Origin of the sequence: Halomonas huangheensis, assembly GCF_001431725.1 — a bacterium.
Classification (GTDB): Bacteria; Pseudomonadota; Gammaproteobacteria; order Pseudomonadales; family Halomonadaceae; genus Halomonas; species Halomonas huangheensis.
Genome location: NZ_CP013106.1, coordinates 3,262,377 through 3,278,546 on the forward strand (window position 1 = coordinate 3,262,377; position 16,170 = coordinate 3,278,546).

7 protein-coding genes are annotated in these 16,170 nt (G+C 58.7%); 2 read left to right on the plus strand and 5 right to left on the minus strand.

All coding sequences use genetic code 11. From position 1 onward, the window contains the following. Positions 1 to 2: 2 nt before the first annotated feature. From pepN to AR456_RS14270, 4 genes are all read right to left on the minus strand, one after another. Positions 3 to 2,636 carry an aminopeptidase N gene (pepN, locus tag AR456_RS14255; RefSeq protein WP_021818690.1) on the minus strand — a complete coding sequence of 878 codons (2,634 nt, stop codon included), beginning with the start codon at positions 2,634 to 2,636 and terminating at the stop codon, positions 3 to 5. 199 nt (positions 2,637 to 2,835) lie between these two features. Continuing rightward, complete coding sequence (locus AR456_RS14260; RefSeq protein WP_021818689.1) at positions 2,836 to 3,219, minus strand: YbaN family protein; 384 nt, start codon at positions 3,217 to 3,219, stop codon at positions 2,836 to 2,838. 249 nt (positions 3,220 to 3,468) lie between these two features. Further along, positions 3,469 to 3,954 (minus strand): YajQ family cyclic di-GMP-binding protein, encoded by a 486-nt coding sequence (locus AR456_RS14265; RefSeq protein WP_021818688.1) that lies wholly within the window; start codon positions 3,952 to 3,954, stop codon positions 3,469 to 3,471. Positions 3,955 to 4,061: 107 nt separating this feature from the next. Next, complete coding sequence (locus AR456_RS14270) at positions 4,062 to 4,529, minus strand: GNAT family N-acetyltransferase (RefSeq protein ID WP_021818687.1); 468 nt, start codon at positions 4,527 to 4,529, stop codon at positions 4,062 to 4,064. A 282-nt stretch (positions 4,530 to 4,811) separates the two neighbouring features. Here AR456_RS14270 and AR456_RS14275 point away from each other — a divergent pair, with 282 nt between their 5' ends. Together AR456_RS14275 and cobO are read left to right on the plus strand one after the other, a co-directional pair. Beyond that, the gene (locus tag AR456_RS14275) at positions 4,812 to 6,335 is read left to right on the plus strand and encodes a RimK family protein (protein ID WP_021818686.1); all 1,524 of its coding nucleotides are present in this window, start codon (positions 4,812 to 4,814) and stop codon (positions 6,333 to 6,335) included. 193 nt (positions 6,336 to 6,528) lie between these two features. Continuing rightward, entirely contained in the window at positions 6,529 to 7,155 is a 627-nt protein-coding gene (gene cobO, locus AR456_RS14280; protein ID WP_021818685.1) for a cob(I)yrinic acid a,c-diamide adenosyltransferase, read from the plus strand. 50 nt (positions 7,156 to 7,205) lie between these two features. Here cobO and AR456_RS14285 read toward each other — a convergent pair whose 3' ends face one another. Then, positions 7,206 to 15,968 carry a retention module-containing protein gene (locus tag AR456_RS14285; protein ID WP_082599718.1) on the minus strand — a complete coding sequence of 2,921 codons (8,763 nt, stop codon included), beginning with the start codon at positions 15,966 to 15,968 and terminating at the stop codon, positions 7,206 to 7,208. Positions 15,969 to 16,170 lie beyond the last annotated feature (202 nt).

Sequence of the window (16,170 nt, forward strand, 5' to 3'; positions counted from 1 at the left end):
CCCTACGCCAGCGCCTTGCTGATCACCTCATACAGGTTCGGCGACAGATCTTCCCCGGCAATCCGTTCCAGCTCGGCCTTCATCAACTCCTGGCGCTGTTCGTCGAAACGCTTCCAACGTGTCAGAGGTGTGATGATTCGTGCGGCAATTTCGGGGTTGAGACGGTTGAGCTTGATGACCACATCGGCCAGCAGACGGTAACCTTCGCCATCGAGACGATGGAAGTTGATACGGTTCTGGTTGGCGAAGGCGCCGATCAGTGCACGCACCTTATTGGGATTCTTGAGCGAGAACGCGGGATGCTCCATCAGGTAGCGCACCCGATCCAGTGCGTCCGGTTGTGGACGAGTCACCTGCAAGCTGAACCACTGATCCATCACCAGCGGATCCTGCGCCCATTTCTGGCCGAAAGCCTTGAGTGCCGGATCGGCGATCTCGGAACATGAGCTATGTACCAATAACGTCAGCGCATGACGCACGTCGGTCATATTGTGGTCGGTGCCGAACTGGGCCTTCGCAGCCTCAACGCCCTCTTCGTCCTCGATACTCATTAGATAGGACAGCGCCACATTCTTCAGTGCTCGCTGGCCAATCTGCTCAGGCGTAGGCTCATAAGCAGCATCACTCTGGTTGGTGCGATATACGGCAAGGAGCTCATCACGCAGTTCATGAGCCAGTGACTGACGCACGAACTCACGGGCGGCATGGATGGCATCAACATCTACCAACGGCTGTTGTTCAGCGATGTAGGCCTCGCTGGGCAGCGTCAACATTTCGGCAAGCACTGCCTTGTCGTCACTGTTCTCTTCCAACAGGATACGGAACGCATCGACCACACGGCTATCCATGACCTTCTCAACGCCATTGCGATGCGCCGCAATCAAATCATCCAACGCCAGAAGGGTCAGGCGCTGACCTGCGTCCCAACGGTTGAAACCATCGCTATCATTGGCCAACAGAAACGCCAGGTCCTCGCGAGAGTAAGGGAAGGCCAGTTTGACCGGCGCGGAAAAACCACGCAGCAGTGAGGGTACCGGAGCCTCCTCAACATCAGTGAACAGAAACTCCTGTTCTTCCTCACGCAGATGGATCACGGCATCTGTGCCCAGCGATTCACCGTCAAGGGTCAGCGTGAGATCACTGCCACTCTTGGTGCCCACCAGGCCCAGGCGCACAGGGATATGCAATGCCTGTTTCTCGGACTGCCCGGGAGTGGCTGGAGTGCGTTGACGCAGCAACAAGCGGTATTGCCCCCTGGCATAGTCATACTCGCCAAACGCATCGATTTCCGGGGTGCCAGCCTGGCTGTACCAACGCATGAACTGGGTGAGATCCAGACCCGAGACCTCAGCCATGCAGGAAACGAAGTCCTCAATGGTGACGGCCTGGCCGTCGAATCGCGAGAAGTACAGGTCGGAGCCTTCGCGGAACTTCTCTTCCCCTACCAGGTTACACAGCATCCGTACTATCTCAGCACCCTTCTCGTAAATGGTCAGGGTGTAGAAATTACCGATCTCGATGTACTGATCGGGGCGCACTGGGTGAGCCGTCGGCCCGGCATCCTCGGCGAACTGCGCAGTACGGAAGAAGGACACTTCTTCGATACGCTTGACTGGCGCAGAATTGACGTCAGCGGAGAAGGATTGGTCACGGAATACCGTAAAGCCTTCCTTGAGCGACAGCTGGAACCAATCGCGACAGGTGACACGGTTACCGGACCAGTTGTGGAAGTACTCATGCGCCACAATGCCTTCAACGCGCTGGAAGGTGGCATCGGTGGCCGTCCGGGAGTGCGTCAACACTGCCGCGGAGTTGAAGATATTGAGCCCCTTGTTCTCCATGGCACCCATGTTGAAGTCATTGACCGCGACGATCATGAACAGGTCGAGATCATACTCACGGCCATAGGCTTGCTCATCCCAGCGCATGGCCCGCTTGAGTGACTCCATGGCATGCTCGGTCTTGCCGAGATTCTCTTCCTCAACCCAGATCTGCAGGGTGACCTCACGCCCACTCATGGTCGTGAAGTGATCTTCAACCTTCTTCAGATCACCCGCCACCAACGCAAACAGATAACAAGGTTTGGGGTGGGGGTCTTCCCAGGTCGCGAAGTGGCGGCCATTGGGCAACTCTCCGCGCTCCGTCGGGTTACCATTCGACAACAGTATCGGCTCACTTTGAGTATCACCGATCACCGTGGTGGTAAAGGTGGCCATTACATCCGGCCGATCCGGATAGAAAGTGATGCGTCGGAAGCCTTCGGCCTCGCACTGGGTGCAGTACATACCGCCAGACTGATAAAGCCCTTCCAGCGCAGTGTTTTCGCTGGGAGCAATCTCGACTTCGGTGTCGAGGATAAACCGCTCCGGCACCTGATGTACCTTGAGTCCTGCGTTACTCTGTTGGTATTCATCTTCCTCGAGCGGCTGGCCATCGAGGGCAATACTCTTGAGCACCAGCGACTCGCCATCGAGCCACAACGGCTCTCCGGCCTCGCGCTCTGGATGACGTTCGAGATGCAAGCGTGCCTTGACACGAGTAGCACCAGGGGCGAGGTCGAAGGTCAGTTCAGTACGGGTTACGCGATGGGCCGGAGGACGGTAGTCACTCAAGTGAATCGGCTGGGGTTCGGACATCAGTGATGCTCCAGTTCAGAAGGGTCTCGAGCATTGTACGGTGCCAGCCCCCTGATGCTCAAAGAAGTGTGCTCAAGGAGGACTGTCCTGGAACGCAATCTTTTCAAAACAGACTATCGAGTTGATGCACGCACAACGGGAAGCGGCGGCAACAGAAGCCGCCATGCGGGGAAACAAGGCTCGATGGATCGAGAAGAACTCAGGAAGACGAAGAGACCGGTTCGGGACGCGTCAGAATCCAGATGGCCAGCACCACAAGACCAATGATCAGCGCCACCTTCAACCACATCAGCGACACAGTAAAAGCCAGAATCGTAATGGAGATGCCCAGCATCACCATCGCCAGCCACTTGGCATGCCGTGGAATCGCACCAGCTTCTTCCCAGGCAACCACCGTGGGGCCAAAGCGCGGGTGTGAGCGGATCCAGTTGGCGAATCGTGGTGATCCCTTCGACGCGGCCCATACCGCCACCAGCATAAAACACGTGCTGGGCAACAGCGGCAGGAAGGCACCCAACACCCCAAGGCCGAAACTCAGCCAGGCCAGAGTGAGATACAGGGCACGTCTGGCAGGTCCAATCACAGCACCGCTCCTGTTGACTTCATCAATCGACATAAGCTGATTGAAGCTGATTTACGCAACAAAGGCCAATGGTCCAAAGCTATCAAGGTGTTAGGAGAGCCGTAAGCCGTAAGCCGAGGAGTCCCGGGCTTCGAGCCGGAAGTTGTCCAGCGCTAACCGATGGAATCAGGGGTCGGGGTTACTTCCCTCTTCCCTCTTCCCTCTTCCCTCTTCCCTCTTATAACTTACAGCTTACCGCTCTTAGCTCCCTCAATCCCTGAAATTATCGAACTGCAGTGCCAGCTCCGGTCCCTGCTCACCGCGCAGCAAAGCCATGACACTCTGTAGGTCGTCGCGCTTCTTGCCAGTGACTCGGACCTTGTCTCCTTGAATCTGCGCCTGGACCTTGAGCTTGGTGTCCTTGATCAGCTTGACGATGTCCTTGGCTTCCTTCTGCTCCAGCCCCTGCTTGAGCTTGACGTTCTGGCGCGCTTTGACGCCGGACAGTTCCGGGTCCTGAATATCCATGGTGCGCGGATCGATGCTACGAGCGATCAGCTTGTTGCGCAGGACATCCAGCATCTGCTGGAGCTGAAAGTCGACTTCAGCAGTCAGCGCCACAACCTCATCATTGAGTTCGAAGCTGGCATCGACGCCACGGAAGTCGAAACGTCCCTGCACTTCACGATTGGCCTGGTCCACCGCATTCTGGGCTTCATGGCGATCAAATTCAGAGACGATGTCAAAGGAAGGCATGCACAAGACTCCTGCTGCGCGAGAGAAAACCGTTATTCTATCAGCATGCCGGTAATGTCACTATTTGATCGGACACACGGATGGTCAGACACAGGGAACATACGGCACTAGCCAGCGAGCTGAACGTCACTCAATGATTTGCGCATTCGCCAGGCCGCGCAACCATCCTCATAGTAGTCATCGATCCAACTGAGCAGCCGAAACCCGGAGCGCCGGTAAAGCGCCATTGCCGTGCGATTGTCGGCACGCACCTCGAGCGTCAGTTGCGTACAGCCGAGGTCAGGGCACAAGGCTTCCAGAGCATCGAGCAACTGACGACCATAGCCCAACCCGCGAGCCTCGGGGGCGATCCCCAGCGAATAAAGACGCGCGTTGCTGCTGTTACGACGTAACAGCAGAGTGCCGTACCCCAGGACCTGTCCATCAGCCTCCACCACCAGAGTTTGCGCGTTGGCGCGATGGATAAGGTGCCAGAGCTGACGGCGGGAAAACCGGTCGCCATTGAAGGCTTGCTCTTCCAGCTCAACCAGAGCATTGAGGTCACTCCCCTGAACGGGGCGAATCAAGGCGGACATGAATGAAAGATTCCTGACGCGATAATCCTGCTGAGAGATAATCCTGAGAGATAGTCCTGAAACACGGCTGATGAGATGGCGATATCATGCACTGATCATCAGCCAGCTCGAGACGCCTGTCTCAGCGGTATTCTGCCGCTTGTCCCGGACTACTGTCAGCGTCTCTGAACGTGAAATCATTTCACGATGGTAACCGCTTGTGCTGATATCGACTCAGGCGCATTCTCTGCGCAACCTGGTCGCGATCGGTCGTCGCCCGGGGCTGCCCGAGGATTCTCCCTGATGTGCTCGCTACGAATTGTCGTTGATCGTCACGATGACTGGCGTCCCTACTACCCCACTGATGACCTGATCGATTCCGATGGCTACCTGTCATTGATCGAAGCCACGGGCCATCACCAGGTCATCAACCTGTGCTCTGATCTCGACTATCTGGGCACTGGCTACTATGTCTCACTGCTGGCCCAGGCGCGCGGTGATCGAGTCCTCCCCAGTGTCGACACGCTCAATACTCTGCGCCGCAAATCGACCACCGATATGCAGTTGGAGGGGCTGACTCCGGTACTGGAGGAGCTTTCGCGCAACGCTGAAGCCCATTCACTGGCGGATGAAATCAGCCTCAAGGTGATGTTCGGAGAATGCCGTGAGCCTCACCTGACGCGACTGGCCCGGCGCCTGTTTGAGCGTCTACCCTGCCCTCTGCTGGATGTTCGTCTGGTTCGCAAGTCCGGAAACTGGCGCCTGAGTCGCATTCGGCCATTGCGCCTCAAGGATCTGCATGGCGAAGAACAGGATCTGTTCGCGCGTGCCCTCAACCGTCACTCGCGAAAGGTATGGCGTACGCCTCGTGCCAGGCGCCGCTATCGTTTCGACCTGGCCATGCTCATCAATCCCGAAGAACGTATGCCGCCCAGCAACAAGGGCGCACTGAAGGCTTTCATACGAGCGGGACGTCGCCAGGGTATTGATGTTTCGCTGATCACCCATCGCGACGCCGGGCGCCTTGCCGAATTCGATGGTCTATTCATTCGCGAAACCACCTCTCTTGACCATCACACCTGGCGTCTGGCGAGGCGGGCCGAGCATGAGGGCCTGGTGGTCATTGATGCACCCCAGGACATCCTGCGCTGTACCAACAAGGTCTACCTGCACGAACTGCTGCGAGCTCGCAGCGTGCCAGCCCCCGGAGGACGTCTGCTGAAGAAGGCTTCGATGTCGCGGTTGCGCGCCGAGGCCGACACCATCGAATATCCGCAGGTGCTGAAGATTCCCGACGGCGCCTTCTCACGCGGTATCGTCAAGGTTGCCTCAGCGGCGCAGTTGGTCGAAGAAGCCACTCGCCTGTTCAGCTCGTCCGACCTGCTGTTGTTACAGGAGTGGTTACCCACTGAGTTCGACTGGCGGATCGGAGTGCTCGATGGCAGACCGTTATTTGCCAGCCGCTACTTCATGGCGCGGGGGCACTGGCAGATCTACGACCATTCCGGAGTCAGAGTAAAGAGCGGGGGCTTCACCACTCACCCAGTGGACGAGGTGCCTCGGGCAGTGATGCGCACCGCCTTGAAAGCCACACGCCTGATCGGCAATGGTTTATATGGGGTCGATCTCAAGCAGATCGGCAACCGCGTGTTGGTCATCGAGGTCAATGACAACCCCAACATCGACGCCGGAATCGAAGATGTCGTGCTCGGCAACCAGCTTTACGACCGGGTCATGCAGGTGTTCCTGGCGCGCATGGAGGCACGACGTCGTGCCCACGCTCGTGAGCTACCGGACCGACAGGAGAGTGGCTCACTATCGACATAGGTCTGGTTTAGCCGGACCCAGGCAGATTGACTGACTTGAGCGGGCTGACGTGGCCGGTCTGCTGAGCTACGCTGCCAGGCTCTCCACGTCTTCATTTCAGCATTCACGGTTTCAGCATTCAAAACGTCAATGACCATAGCGTCAACAACCATGGCGTCAACAACCATAGCATCAACAACAGTCAGGAGCCCGCATGACGGATCGCGACTCGCACAGCAGCTCTCCAGATCGAAACACTCGACACAAGTCTGCGATGCAGAAGCTGAAGTCTCATGTCGATGCCAAGGTGGCAGCCGCCGATGAAGAACGCGGTCTGCTGTTGGTATTCACCGGCAACGGCAAAGGCAAGACCACCGCCGCCTGGGGCACCGTCACTCGGGCGCTGGGTTACGGCTATCGAGTCGCTGTGGTGCAGTTCATCAAGGGCCTGTGGGAATGCGGTGAACGCGAACGGCTGGTCGCCGACGACAACCTCGAAGTGGCGATCATGGCAACCGGCTTCACATGGGATACCCAGAATCGAGAAAGCGACACCGCCGCCTGCCATGAAGTCTGGGAACAGGCCGCACGCATGTTGGCCGACCCGGACGTCTACCTGGTGGTGCTTGATGAGATCACCTACATGCTCAAGTTCGGCTATCTGGACTTCGATACCGTACGCACTGCACTGGAGAACCGTCCCGCAGAGCAGACGGTCATCATCACTGGACGCAATGCTCATCGGGAGCTGGTCGCCATGGCCGATACTGTGACCGAGATGAATGAGGTCAAACACGGCTTCAACAATGGCCTGAAAGCACGCCGCGGCATCGACTTCTAGCACGCCTGGCTCCGCCGCCCACGCCGACCGGAATCGGCGTGGGCCGTCAGCTACTCGATGTCGAGCTGGCCCTGATCGATCAGTTGCTGAACGAAATTGACCGAATCCTGACCGCCCATATCGAGCCCTGCGAGGGTGATGATCTGATCAGCATTGCCACCACCGGCATTGATGCCCCCATCGCTCTTGATGTGCAGTAGTGTATCGCCGGCCCCCCCCTCCTCGGCATACAGATAATCGGCAATATCCGCAGTATCAGCGACATCCAGAAGGTCTGCGATATCAAGCTTGTCGGCTTCGGCAGAGACACCGAAGTTGCCCAGGCTGAAACCCTCCACGGTATCGTTGGCCGGTGCCCCGCTCGCGCCCTGCTCGCCGGCGTTCCACACCACCGTATCAGCACCGAAGCCAAGAAAGATGGTGTCATTGCCCTCTCCGCCGATCAGGGTGTCGTCACCTGCGCCGCCGATGAGGATGTCATTACCACTCCCACCCTCCAGACGATTGGTGCCACCGTCGGTGCGTTCATTGTCGATCAGATCCGCCAAATGGTTACGCACATGATCGATAATCTGATTGGACTGCGGCGCGGTGCCACCATTGATTCCCCACTTCAGGTACTCGTAGAGCCCTGCATAGCCCAGACCATCATGAGTTCCTGCAGCGAAGGTCACACCGGTATCGCCATTGACCCAGCCAAGCGAATCGCTGTTGAGCGTATCGGCCACCAGCACATCATCTCCAGCGCCACCCGACAGCGTATCGCCACCCAGTGGCAACAACGAACGCGCTGCCTCCTCAAGTGCCGCCTCGAGCTGATTGCCCTCGAGGACGATCTGCGGCTGACCTCTGGGCCCCGTCACATCATTGATGCCATCACCATTGACATCGATGCTGCCATTAGCGGTCACCACATTGGTGTTGTCGAAGAAACTCAGGATGTCGTTGCGAATGCCCGATCCCATTCCAATCGCTGCAACATTGCTGAACTGCACCAGATCGCTGAAGGCATCCAGCGAGTTCTGCACGGTAGTCGCGGTATAGTCGGAGCCATTGCCCCCCAGGGAACCGTTATCATTGCGGAAATACGTCGGCTCACCATCAGTCAGCAGGAAAGTCATGTTCTGAAAGCCGTTGGCCTGTGCAGCAAACCAGTCTCTTGCTGAATCGAAGCCGTCCTCAAAGTTGGTGCCACCCTCCGCCACCATCCCGGTGATGAATGCCTCAACGGCGGCAAGGTCATCCGCGGAAAAGTTCATGAACGTAATGACGTCGCCAGTACCAACCTCCGTATCAAAATCCACCAACTGCAGGTTGATCGTTCCATCATGGTTGGCCAGCTGTTGCACCAGATTGCGTAACGCCTCCTTGGCAAGCGCCATACGCGACTGACCACTGGAGCCAAAGGTATTGCTCATGCTTCCGGATGTATCGACCAGCAGAGAGATGTTGTAGTTGCCTGCCGGCTCGACGTTTACGCCACCGGCGTCACCGATCAGGACATCATCACCATCCCCACCTGTCCGCGTCTGTTCGGCATTACCACCAACGTAGAGCTCACCGGTAGCTTCTCGCGTCAAGGTCAGGACACTGGTAATTCCATCGCCATCGCTGTCCGTTGCGACCAGAGCCAGGTCCAGTGCGAGGTCCATTCGCGGTTCGCTGACCATAAAGCCATCAGAGCCTTCCAGTGAGGTCTCTCCAGATTGGGGTACGAAATCGACGCTTGCGAAAGGTCTGTCGGCAGTCGTCTCGACCCGCACTTCCCAGCCATCCTGGAGGCCCTCGACACGAATGCCATCGCCCTCGGGCAAGACTGACACATCCAGCGTCACATCAACCCCATACTGATTGAAGACGCGAACCGACTCACTACCCAGCTGCAGGGGGTTGCCGCTACCATCCTCCACCACCGCCGTGATCAGGACAGTACCCAACACTCCTGCGCCGGTAGTACGTACCACCCGAGCAGCGCTCATGACCGATGAACTGTTGGTCACATCGCCCATCACTTCGACGGTATACCCATTGCCGGCCGCATCGAGACTGACACGGAAGCCATCCTCTGCACCGAAGGCGGTCTCCGCATAGAGTGTCCTGCCATCGTCAGCAAGCCGATAGCTCAACGCCTGACCCGCGACGTTCAATCGGTTGCCATCCACATCCATGGCCGGCAGGCCGCCAAGCGACCCATCAAAGACCAGAGCGCCCAGCCCATCGGCCCCGATGTGGTCGGCCAGATCCAGCATCCCGGTGCCATTGGTGAGCTCATGCTCCCCAGGACTGAATTGCTGGGGAACATCGTCCTTGACGTCGATATCCAGCGTCGCGGTAGCCGAGTCGCCATCCGAATCGGTGACGATGATGTCGAAGGATTCGAGCAGAACAGCATCCGTTGCCGAGCCCGGTGCGCCATGTTCGGCATTACCCGTCAGTTCGTAGCTGTATGTGAAAGTATTGCCGTTGCGCGTCACAGTCAGAATGCCGTAGTCACCCATCACTGTGCCGCCATTGGTAAGGTTTTCACCGTTGATGGTCAGGCTCGCCAGCACATCATTACCGGTGGAGATATTCAGCGAACCTGACGTCTTCTCGAGATCCGTGGCTGCCTGACTACCGCCGTCATCAAGCCCGGCTTCATCAACCATGTTTCGATCGCCAACGTCCGGCGATACATCAATTTCTGGCGTGGAGTCCCCGGCCACATCAAGAATCAGCACGGCGCTGTCGCGATCTCCACCTCCCGTGCCATCAGGACCATGGTCGGAATCCTCGATGGTATAGCGAATCCTCACCTCCCCCCCGGCGAAGCCCGGCACAGGAACAAAAGTCACGGTGCCATCATCGGGATTGAAGTAGACCTCGCCTGGTGCTGGGTCCAGAGGAGAGACGATTTCGGCACCAGTCAGGATCACTTCCCGGTCGGCGCCGAACAGATCATTTTCCAGCACGTTGACCGTGATCTCGTCGTTCTCCGCGACCTCAGCACCATCATTCACTGCCCGCGGCACGTCATCGCGGATATCGATGGTCAGATCAGTGCTGGCACTGTCGCCGTCCGAGTCGGTCACCGACACCGCGAAGATATCCTGAACGCCATCCACTGCGCGGCTGTCGACGCTGGTGTGCTCGAGGCTATTGCTGGTCAGTTCATAGCGATAGCGGTAGCTGCCGTTGCTCTCGATCACGGTCAGCGTGCCGTAGTCACCGACCACCGTGCCGCCGCTGGTGACATTGATGCCACCGATGATCAGTGAACCGAGACCATCGCTGCCGGTATCGATATCGAGGCGGCCTTCGGTGAACTCCGCATCGGTATCCCCGGCGCTGCCGGTTTCATCCAGCCCCGCCTCATCGACCTGGTCATGCCCCTCGGCATTGGGGTCATCAGGCGTGACATCGACGTCGGGCTGGGCATCGACCTCCACCACCAGCCTGGCGCTGCTGGTGTCGCCATCGGCATCGCGAATGGTGTAGTTGATGATGGCCTGGCCATCGAAGCCGGCGGCGGGCGTGAAGGTCACATTGCCACCATCGATCACCAGACTGCCCTGCGCGGGATTCGCCAACTCCGCGCTGACCAGAGTCAGTGGCCCATCGGCACCGGAGACATCATTGGCCAGCACATCGACGCTGATCGGCGTGTTCTCGTCGGTCTCCCAGCCACCATCATTCACCGCCCGCGGTACGTCATCGCGGATATCGATGGTCAGATCAGTGCTGGCACTGTCGCCGTCCGAGTCGGTCACCGACACCGCGAAGATATCCTGAACGCCATCCACTGCGCGGCTGTCGACGCTGGTGTGCTCGAGGCTATTGCTGGTCAGTTCATAGCGATAGCGGTAGCTGCCGTTGCTCTCGATCACGGTCAGCGTGCCGTAGTCACCGACCACCGTGCCGCCATTGGTGACATCGATGCCACCGATGATCAGTGAACCGAGACCATCGCTGCCGGTATCGATATCGAGGCGGCCTTCGGTGAACTCCGCGTCGGTATCCCCGGCGCTGCCGGTTTCATCCAGCCCCGCCTCATCGACCTGGTCATGCCCCTCGGCATTGGGGTCATCAGGCGTGACATCGACGTCAGGCTGGGCATCGACCTCCACCACCAGCCTGGCGCTGCTGGTGTCGCCATCGGCATCGCGAATGGTGTAGTTGATGATGGCCTGGCCATCGAAGTCGGCGGCGGGCGTGAAGGTCACATTGCCACCATCGATCACCAGACTGCCCTGCGCGGGATTCGCCAGCTCCGCGCTGACCAGAGTCAGTGGCCCATCGGCACCGGAGACATCATTGGCCAGCACATCGACGCTGATCGGCGTGTTCTCGTCGGTCTCCCAGCCACCATCATTCACCGCCCGCGGTACGTCATCGCGGATATCGATGGTCAGATCAGTGCTGGCACTGTCGCCGTCCGAGTCGGTCACCGACACCGCGAAGATATCCTGAACGCCATCCACTGCGCGGCTGTCGACGCTGGTGTGCTCGAGGCTATTGCTGGTCAGTTCATAGCGATAGCGGTAACTGCCGTTGCTCTCGATCACGGTCAGCGTGCCGTAGTCACCGACCACCGTGCCGCCGCTGGTGACATTGATGCCACCGATGATCAGTGCGCCGAGACCATCGCTGCCGGTATCGATATCGAGGCGGCCTTCGGTGAACTCCGCGTCGGTATCCCCGGCGCTGCCGGTTTCATCCAGCCCCGCCTCATCGACCTGGTCATGCCCCTCGGCATTGGGGTCATCAGGCGTGACATCGACGTCAGGCTGGGCATCGACCTCCACCACCAGCCTGGCGCTGCTGGTGTCGCCATCGGCATCGCGAATGGTGTAGTTGATGATGGCCTGGCCATCGAAGTCGGCGGCGGGCGTGAAGGTCACATTGCCACCATCGATCACCAGACTGCCCTGCGCGGGATTCGCCAGCTCCGCGCTGACCAGAGTCAGTGGCCCATCGGCACCGGAGACATCATTGGCCAGCACATCGACGCTGATCGGCGTGTTCTCGTCGGTCTCCCAGCCACCATCATTCACCGCCCGCGGTACGTCATCGCGGATATCGATGGTCAGATCAGTGCTGGCACTGTCGCCGTCCGAGTCGGTCACCGACACCGCGAAGATATCCTGAACGCCATCCACTGCGCGGCTGTCGACGCTGGTGTGCTCGAGGCTATTGCTGGTCAGTTCATAGCGATAGCGGTAACTGCCGTTGCTCTCGATCACGGTCAGCGTACCGTAGTCACCGACCACCGTGCCGCCGCTGGTGACATTGATGCCACCGATGATCAGTGAACCGAGACCATCGCTGCCGGTATCGATATCGAGGCGGCCTTCGGTGAACTCCGCGTCGGTATCCCCGGCGCTTCCGGTTTCATCCAGTCCCGCCTCATCGACCTGGTCATGCCCCTCGGCATTGGGGTCATCAGGCGTGACATCGACGTCGGGCTGGGCATCGACCTCCACCACCAGCCTGGCGCTGCTGGTGTCGCCATCGGCATCGCGAATGGTGTAGTTGATGATGGCCTGGCCATCGAAGCCGGCGGCGGGCGTGAAGGTCACATTGCCACCATCGATCACCAGACTGCCCTGCGCGGGATTCGCCAGCTCCGCGCTGACCAGAGTCAGTGGCCCATCGGCACCGGAGACATCATTGGCCAGCACATCGACGCTGATCGGCGTGTTCTCGTCGGTCTCCCAGCCACCATCATTCACCGCCCGCGGTACGTCATCTCGGATATCGATGGTCAGATCAGTGCTGGCACTGTCGCCGTCCGAGTCGGTCACCGACACCGCGAAGATATCCTGAACGCCATCCACTGCGCGGCTGTCGACGCTGGTGTGCTCGAGGCTATTGCTGGTCAGTTCATAGCGATAGCGGTAACTGCCGTTGCTCTCGATCACGGTCAGCGTGCCGTAGTCACCGACCACCGTGCCGCCGCTGGTAAGGTTTTCGCCGTTGATGGTCAGGCTCACCAGCACATCATTACCGGTAGAGATATTCAGCGACCCCGAAGTCTTCTCGAGATCCGTGGCTGCCTGACTACCGCCGTCATCAAGCCCGGCTTCATCAACCATGTTTCGATCGCCAACGTCCGGCGATACATCAATTTCTGGCGTGGAGTCCCCGGCCACATCGAGAATCAGCACGGCGCTGTCGCGATCTCCACCTCCCGTGCCATCAGGACCATGGTCGGAATCCTCGATGGTATAGCGAATCCTCACCTCCCCCCCGGCGAAGCCCGGCACAGGAACAAAAGTCACGGTGCCATCATCGGGATTGAAGTAAACCTCGCCTGGTGCTGGGTCCAGAGGAGAAACGATTTCGGCACCAGTCAGGATCACTTCCCGGTCGGCGCCGAACAGATCATTTTCCAGCACGTTGACCGTGATCTCGTCGTTCTCCGCGACCTCAGCACCATCATTCACCGCCCGCGGTACGTCATCGCGGATATCGATGGTCAGATCAGTGCTGGCACTGTCGCCGTCCGAGTCGGTCACCGACACCGCGAAGATATCCTGAACGCCATCCACTGCGCGGCTGTCGACGCTGGTGTGCTCGAGGCTGTTGCTGGTAAGTTCGTAACGATAGCGGTAGCTGCCGTTGCTCTCGATCACGGTCAGCGTGCCGTAGTCACCAACCACCGTGCCGCCGCTGGTGACATCGATGCCACCGATGATCAGTGCGCCGAGACCATCGCTACCGGTATCGATATCGAGGCGGCCTTCGGTGAACTCCGCGTCGGTATCCCCGGCGCTGCCGGTTTCATCCAACCCCGCCTCATCGACCTGGTCATGCCCCTCGGCATTGGGGTCATCAGGCGTGACATCGACGTCAGGCTGGGCATCGACCTCCACCACCAGCCGGGCGCTGCTGGTGTCGCCATCGGCATCGCGAATGGTGTAGTTGATGATGGCCTGGCCATCGAAGCCGGCGGCGGGCGTGAAGGTCACATTGCCACCATCGATCACCAGACTGCCCTGCGCGGGATTCGCCAGCTCCGCGCTGACCAGAGTCAGTGGCCCATCGGCACCAGAGACATCATTGGCCAGCACATCGACGCTGATCGGCGTGTTCTCGTCGGTCTCCCAGCCACCATCATTCACCGCCCGCGGTACGTCATCGCGGATATCGATGGTCAGATCAGTGCTGGCACTGTCGCCGTCCGAGTCGGTCACCGACACCGCGAAGATATCCTGAACGCCATCCACTGCGCGGCTGTCGACGCTGGTGTGCTCGAGGCTGTTGCTGGTCAGTTCGTAGCGATAGCGGTAGCTGCCGTTGCTCTCGATCACGGTCAGCGTGCCGTAGTCACCGACCACCGTGCCGCCGCTGGTGACATTGATGCCACCGATGATCAATGAACCGAGACCATCGCTGCCGGTATCGATATCGAGACGGCCTTCGGTGAACTCCGCATCGGTATCCCCGGCGCTGCCGGTTTCAACCAGCCCCGCCTCATCGACCAGATTTCCGCCGCCGACAGCAGGTGAGTCATCATCGGGGATGATCTCGACCCAAGGCTCATCGTCCTCAATCACCACACGCCAGGTCGCCTGACTGGAATCACCGTCATTGTCAGTCAGGGTATAGCGGATTTCCGCCATGCCCTCGAAGCCTGGCAACGGAGTGAAGATCACCTGACCATCGGGGCTGAAACTCAGGCTTCCTGCTGCGGGGTTGTCCAGTTCCGCCGCTGTCAATCGGCTCCCATCGGCGCCCGTACTGTCCCTACCGACAGCATTGGTGATCACATTGATGCTGACAGCTTGATTGTCTGACGTAGTACTGGTCGGGTCGTCCACTGCGCCAGGGACATCATCGACAATCAAGATATCCAGAGAGTCCGAGCGGCTGCTGCCGTCGAGGTCTTTGACTTCGATGTTGAAACTGACCAGATAGCCACCGTCTGTGGCTCCAGCAAGACTGTCATTATCGACGTTATCGGAAAGCGTCCAGCGATAGCTGACAACACCACCGTGCTCGTTACCCTGATAGCTGGTCAGTGTCAGGACACCCTGCTCTGTGGTGAGATGCAGAGGGTCATTCGCCAACTCGCCGAGCCGTTCCAGATCGAGACGAACCCCCGCAATGACCAGACTTGCAAGGCCATCAGGAGTCGATATCTCAAAGCTACCGAGGCGGGTCAGGGCTGCATCATCTGGCTGGCTGCCCTGCCCTAGATTGGCCTCATATACCGTCTGTTCAGCACCAGCCACGCCAACCGGCTGATCAACAGGCTCGGGAAAAGCGGGCTCCTCCAGCACATCCTCTTCGCCCCCGGCTCCGAAGCCATCGCGCTGTTCGCCATCGAAACGTTGTGGATCGTCATAATGGAAGGTCAGCGGATCAACGGCTTCGACGATACGCAGTAGGCGAACAAAGGAGCTACCTTCATTGTCGCCACCACCTCTCGAGTCTCCTGCTCCCGGCTCCTCGACCTCATCCAGCAGATCACCAGAACCTTCATCCAGAGCCACCAGCAACCGTTCCAATTCCGCATCGCCCAATACATTATCGGGCGCGAATGCACTGTCAGGAGCATCAGTACCAGCAACCGATGCCGACGAGTCCAAAGGGGAAGGTAGCTGGGAGGACTCAAGGCCCTGCGGCGGGTAGAAGTTGAGCTGTCCTACGCCACTGACGATGGTCGGCTGTATACCATCACCGAAGTCGAGTACGACTCGAGCCCCGTCTGGCGCAATCAGACGTTCACCGTTCGCGAGCGTATCACCAGGATGCAGTTCTCTTTTTTCACCCGAAGCGCCGACGGCCCAGGCCTGCCCTTCGATATACATTATCGTTGTACTTTCCATGTTCCCTGCTCCGCCATTTTCTCGAATTCATCATCGGAGGCGCTCTGTCATCAGCCGCCACCAAACCTGTGAATCAACAAATAGCCAAGCAGGAAGGATCCCGTCATTGTACTGAAGTACCAGGGAAAAACAGCACTATCACTTGATGTAAACCCAAGCTTAAATTCTCGGATACAGCAAACTATCCACCTGGAAAAAATCA

Coding starts and splice junctions, on each gene's coding strand:
- pepN (WP_021818690.1), bottom strand. CDS start 2,636: ATGTCCGAACCCCAGCCGATTCACTTGAGTGACTACCGTCCTCCGGCC.
- AR456_RS14265 (WP_021818688.1), bottom strand. CDS start 3,954: ATGCCTTCCTTTGACATCGTCTCTGAATTTGATCGCCATGAAGCCCAG.
- AR456_RS14275 (WP_021818686.1), top strand. CDS start 4,812: ATGTGCTCGCTACGAATTGTCGTTGATCGTCACGATGACTGGCGTCCC.
- cobO (WP_021818685.1), top strand. CDS start 6,529: ATGACGGATCGCGACTCGCACAGCAGCTCTCCAGATCGAAACACTCGA.
- AR456_RS14270 (WP_021818687.1), bottom strand. CDS start 4,529: ATGTCCGCCTTGATTCGCCCCGTTCAGGGGAGTGACCTCAATGCTCTG.
- AR456_RS14285 (WP_082599718.1), bottom strand. CDS start 15,968: ATGGAAAGTACAACGATAATGTATATCGAAGGGCAGGCCTGGGCCGTC.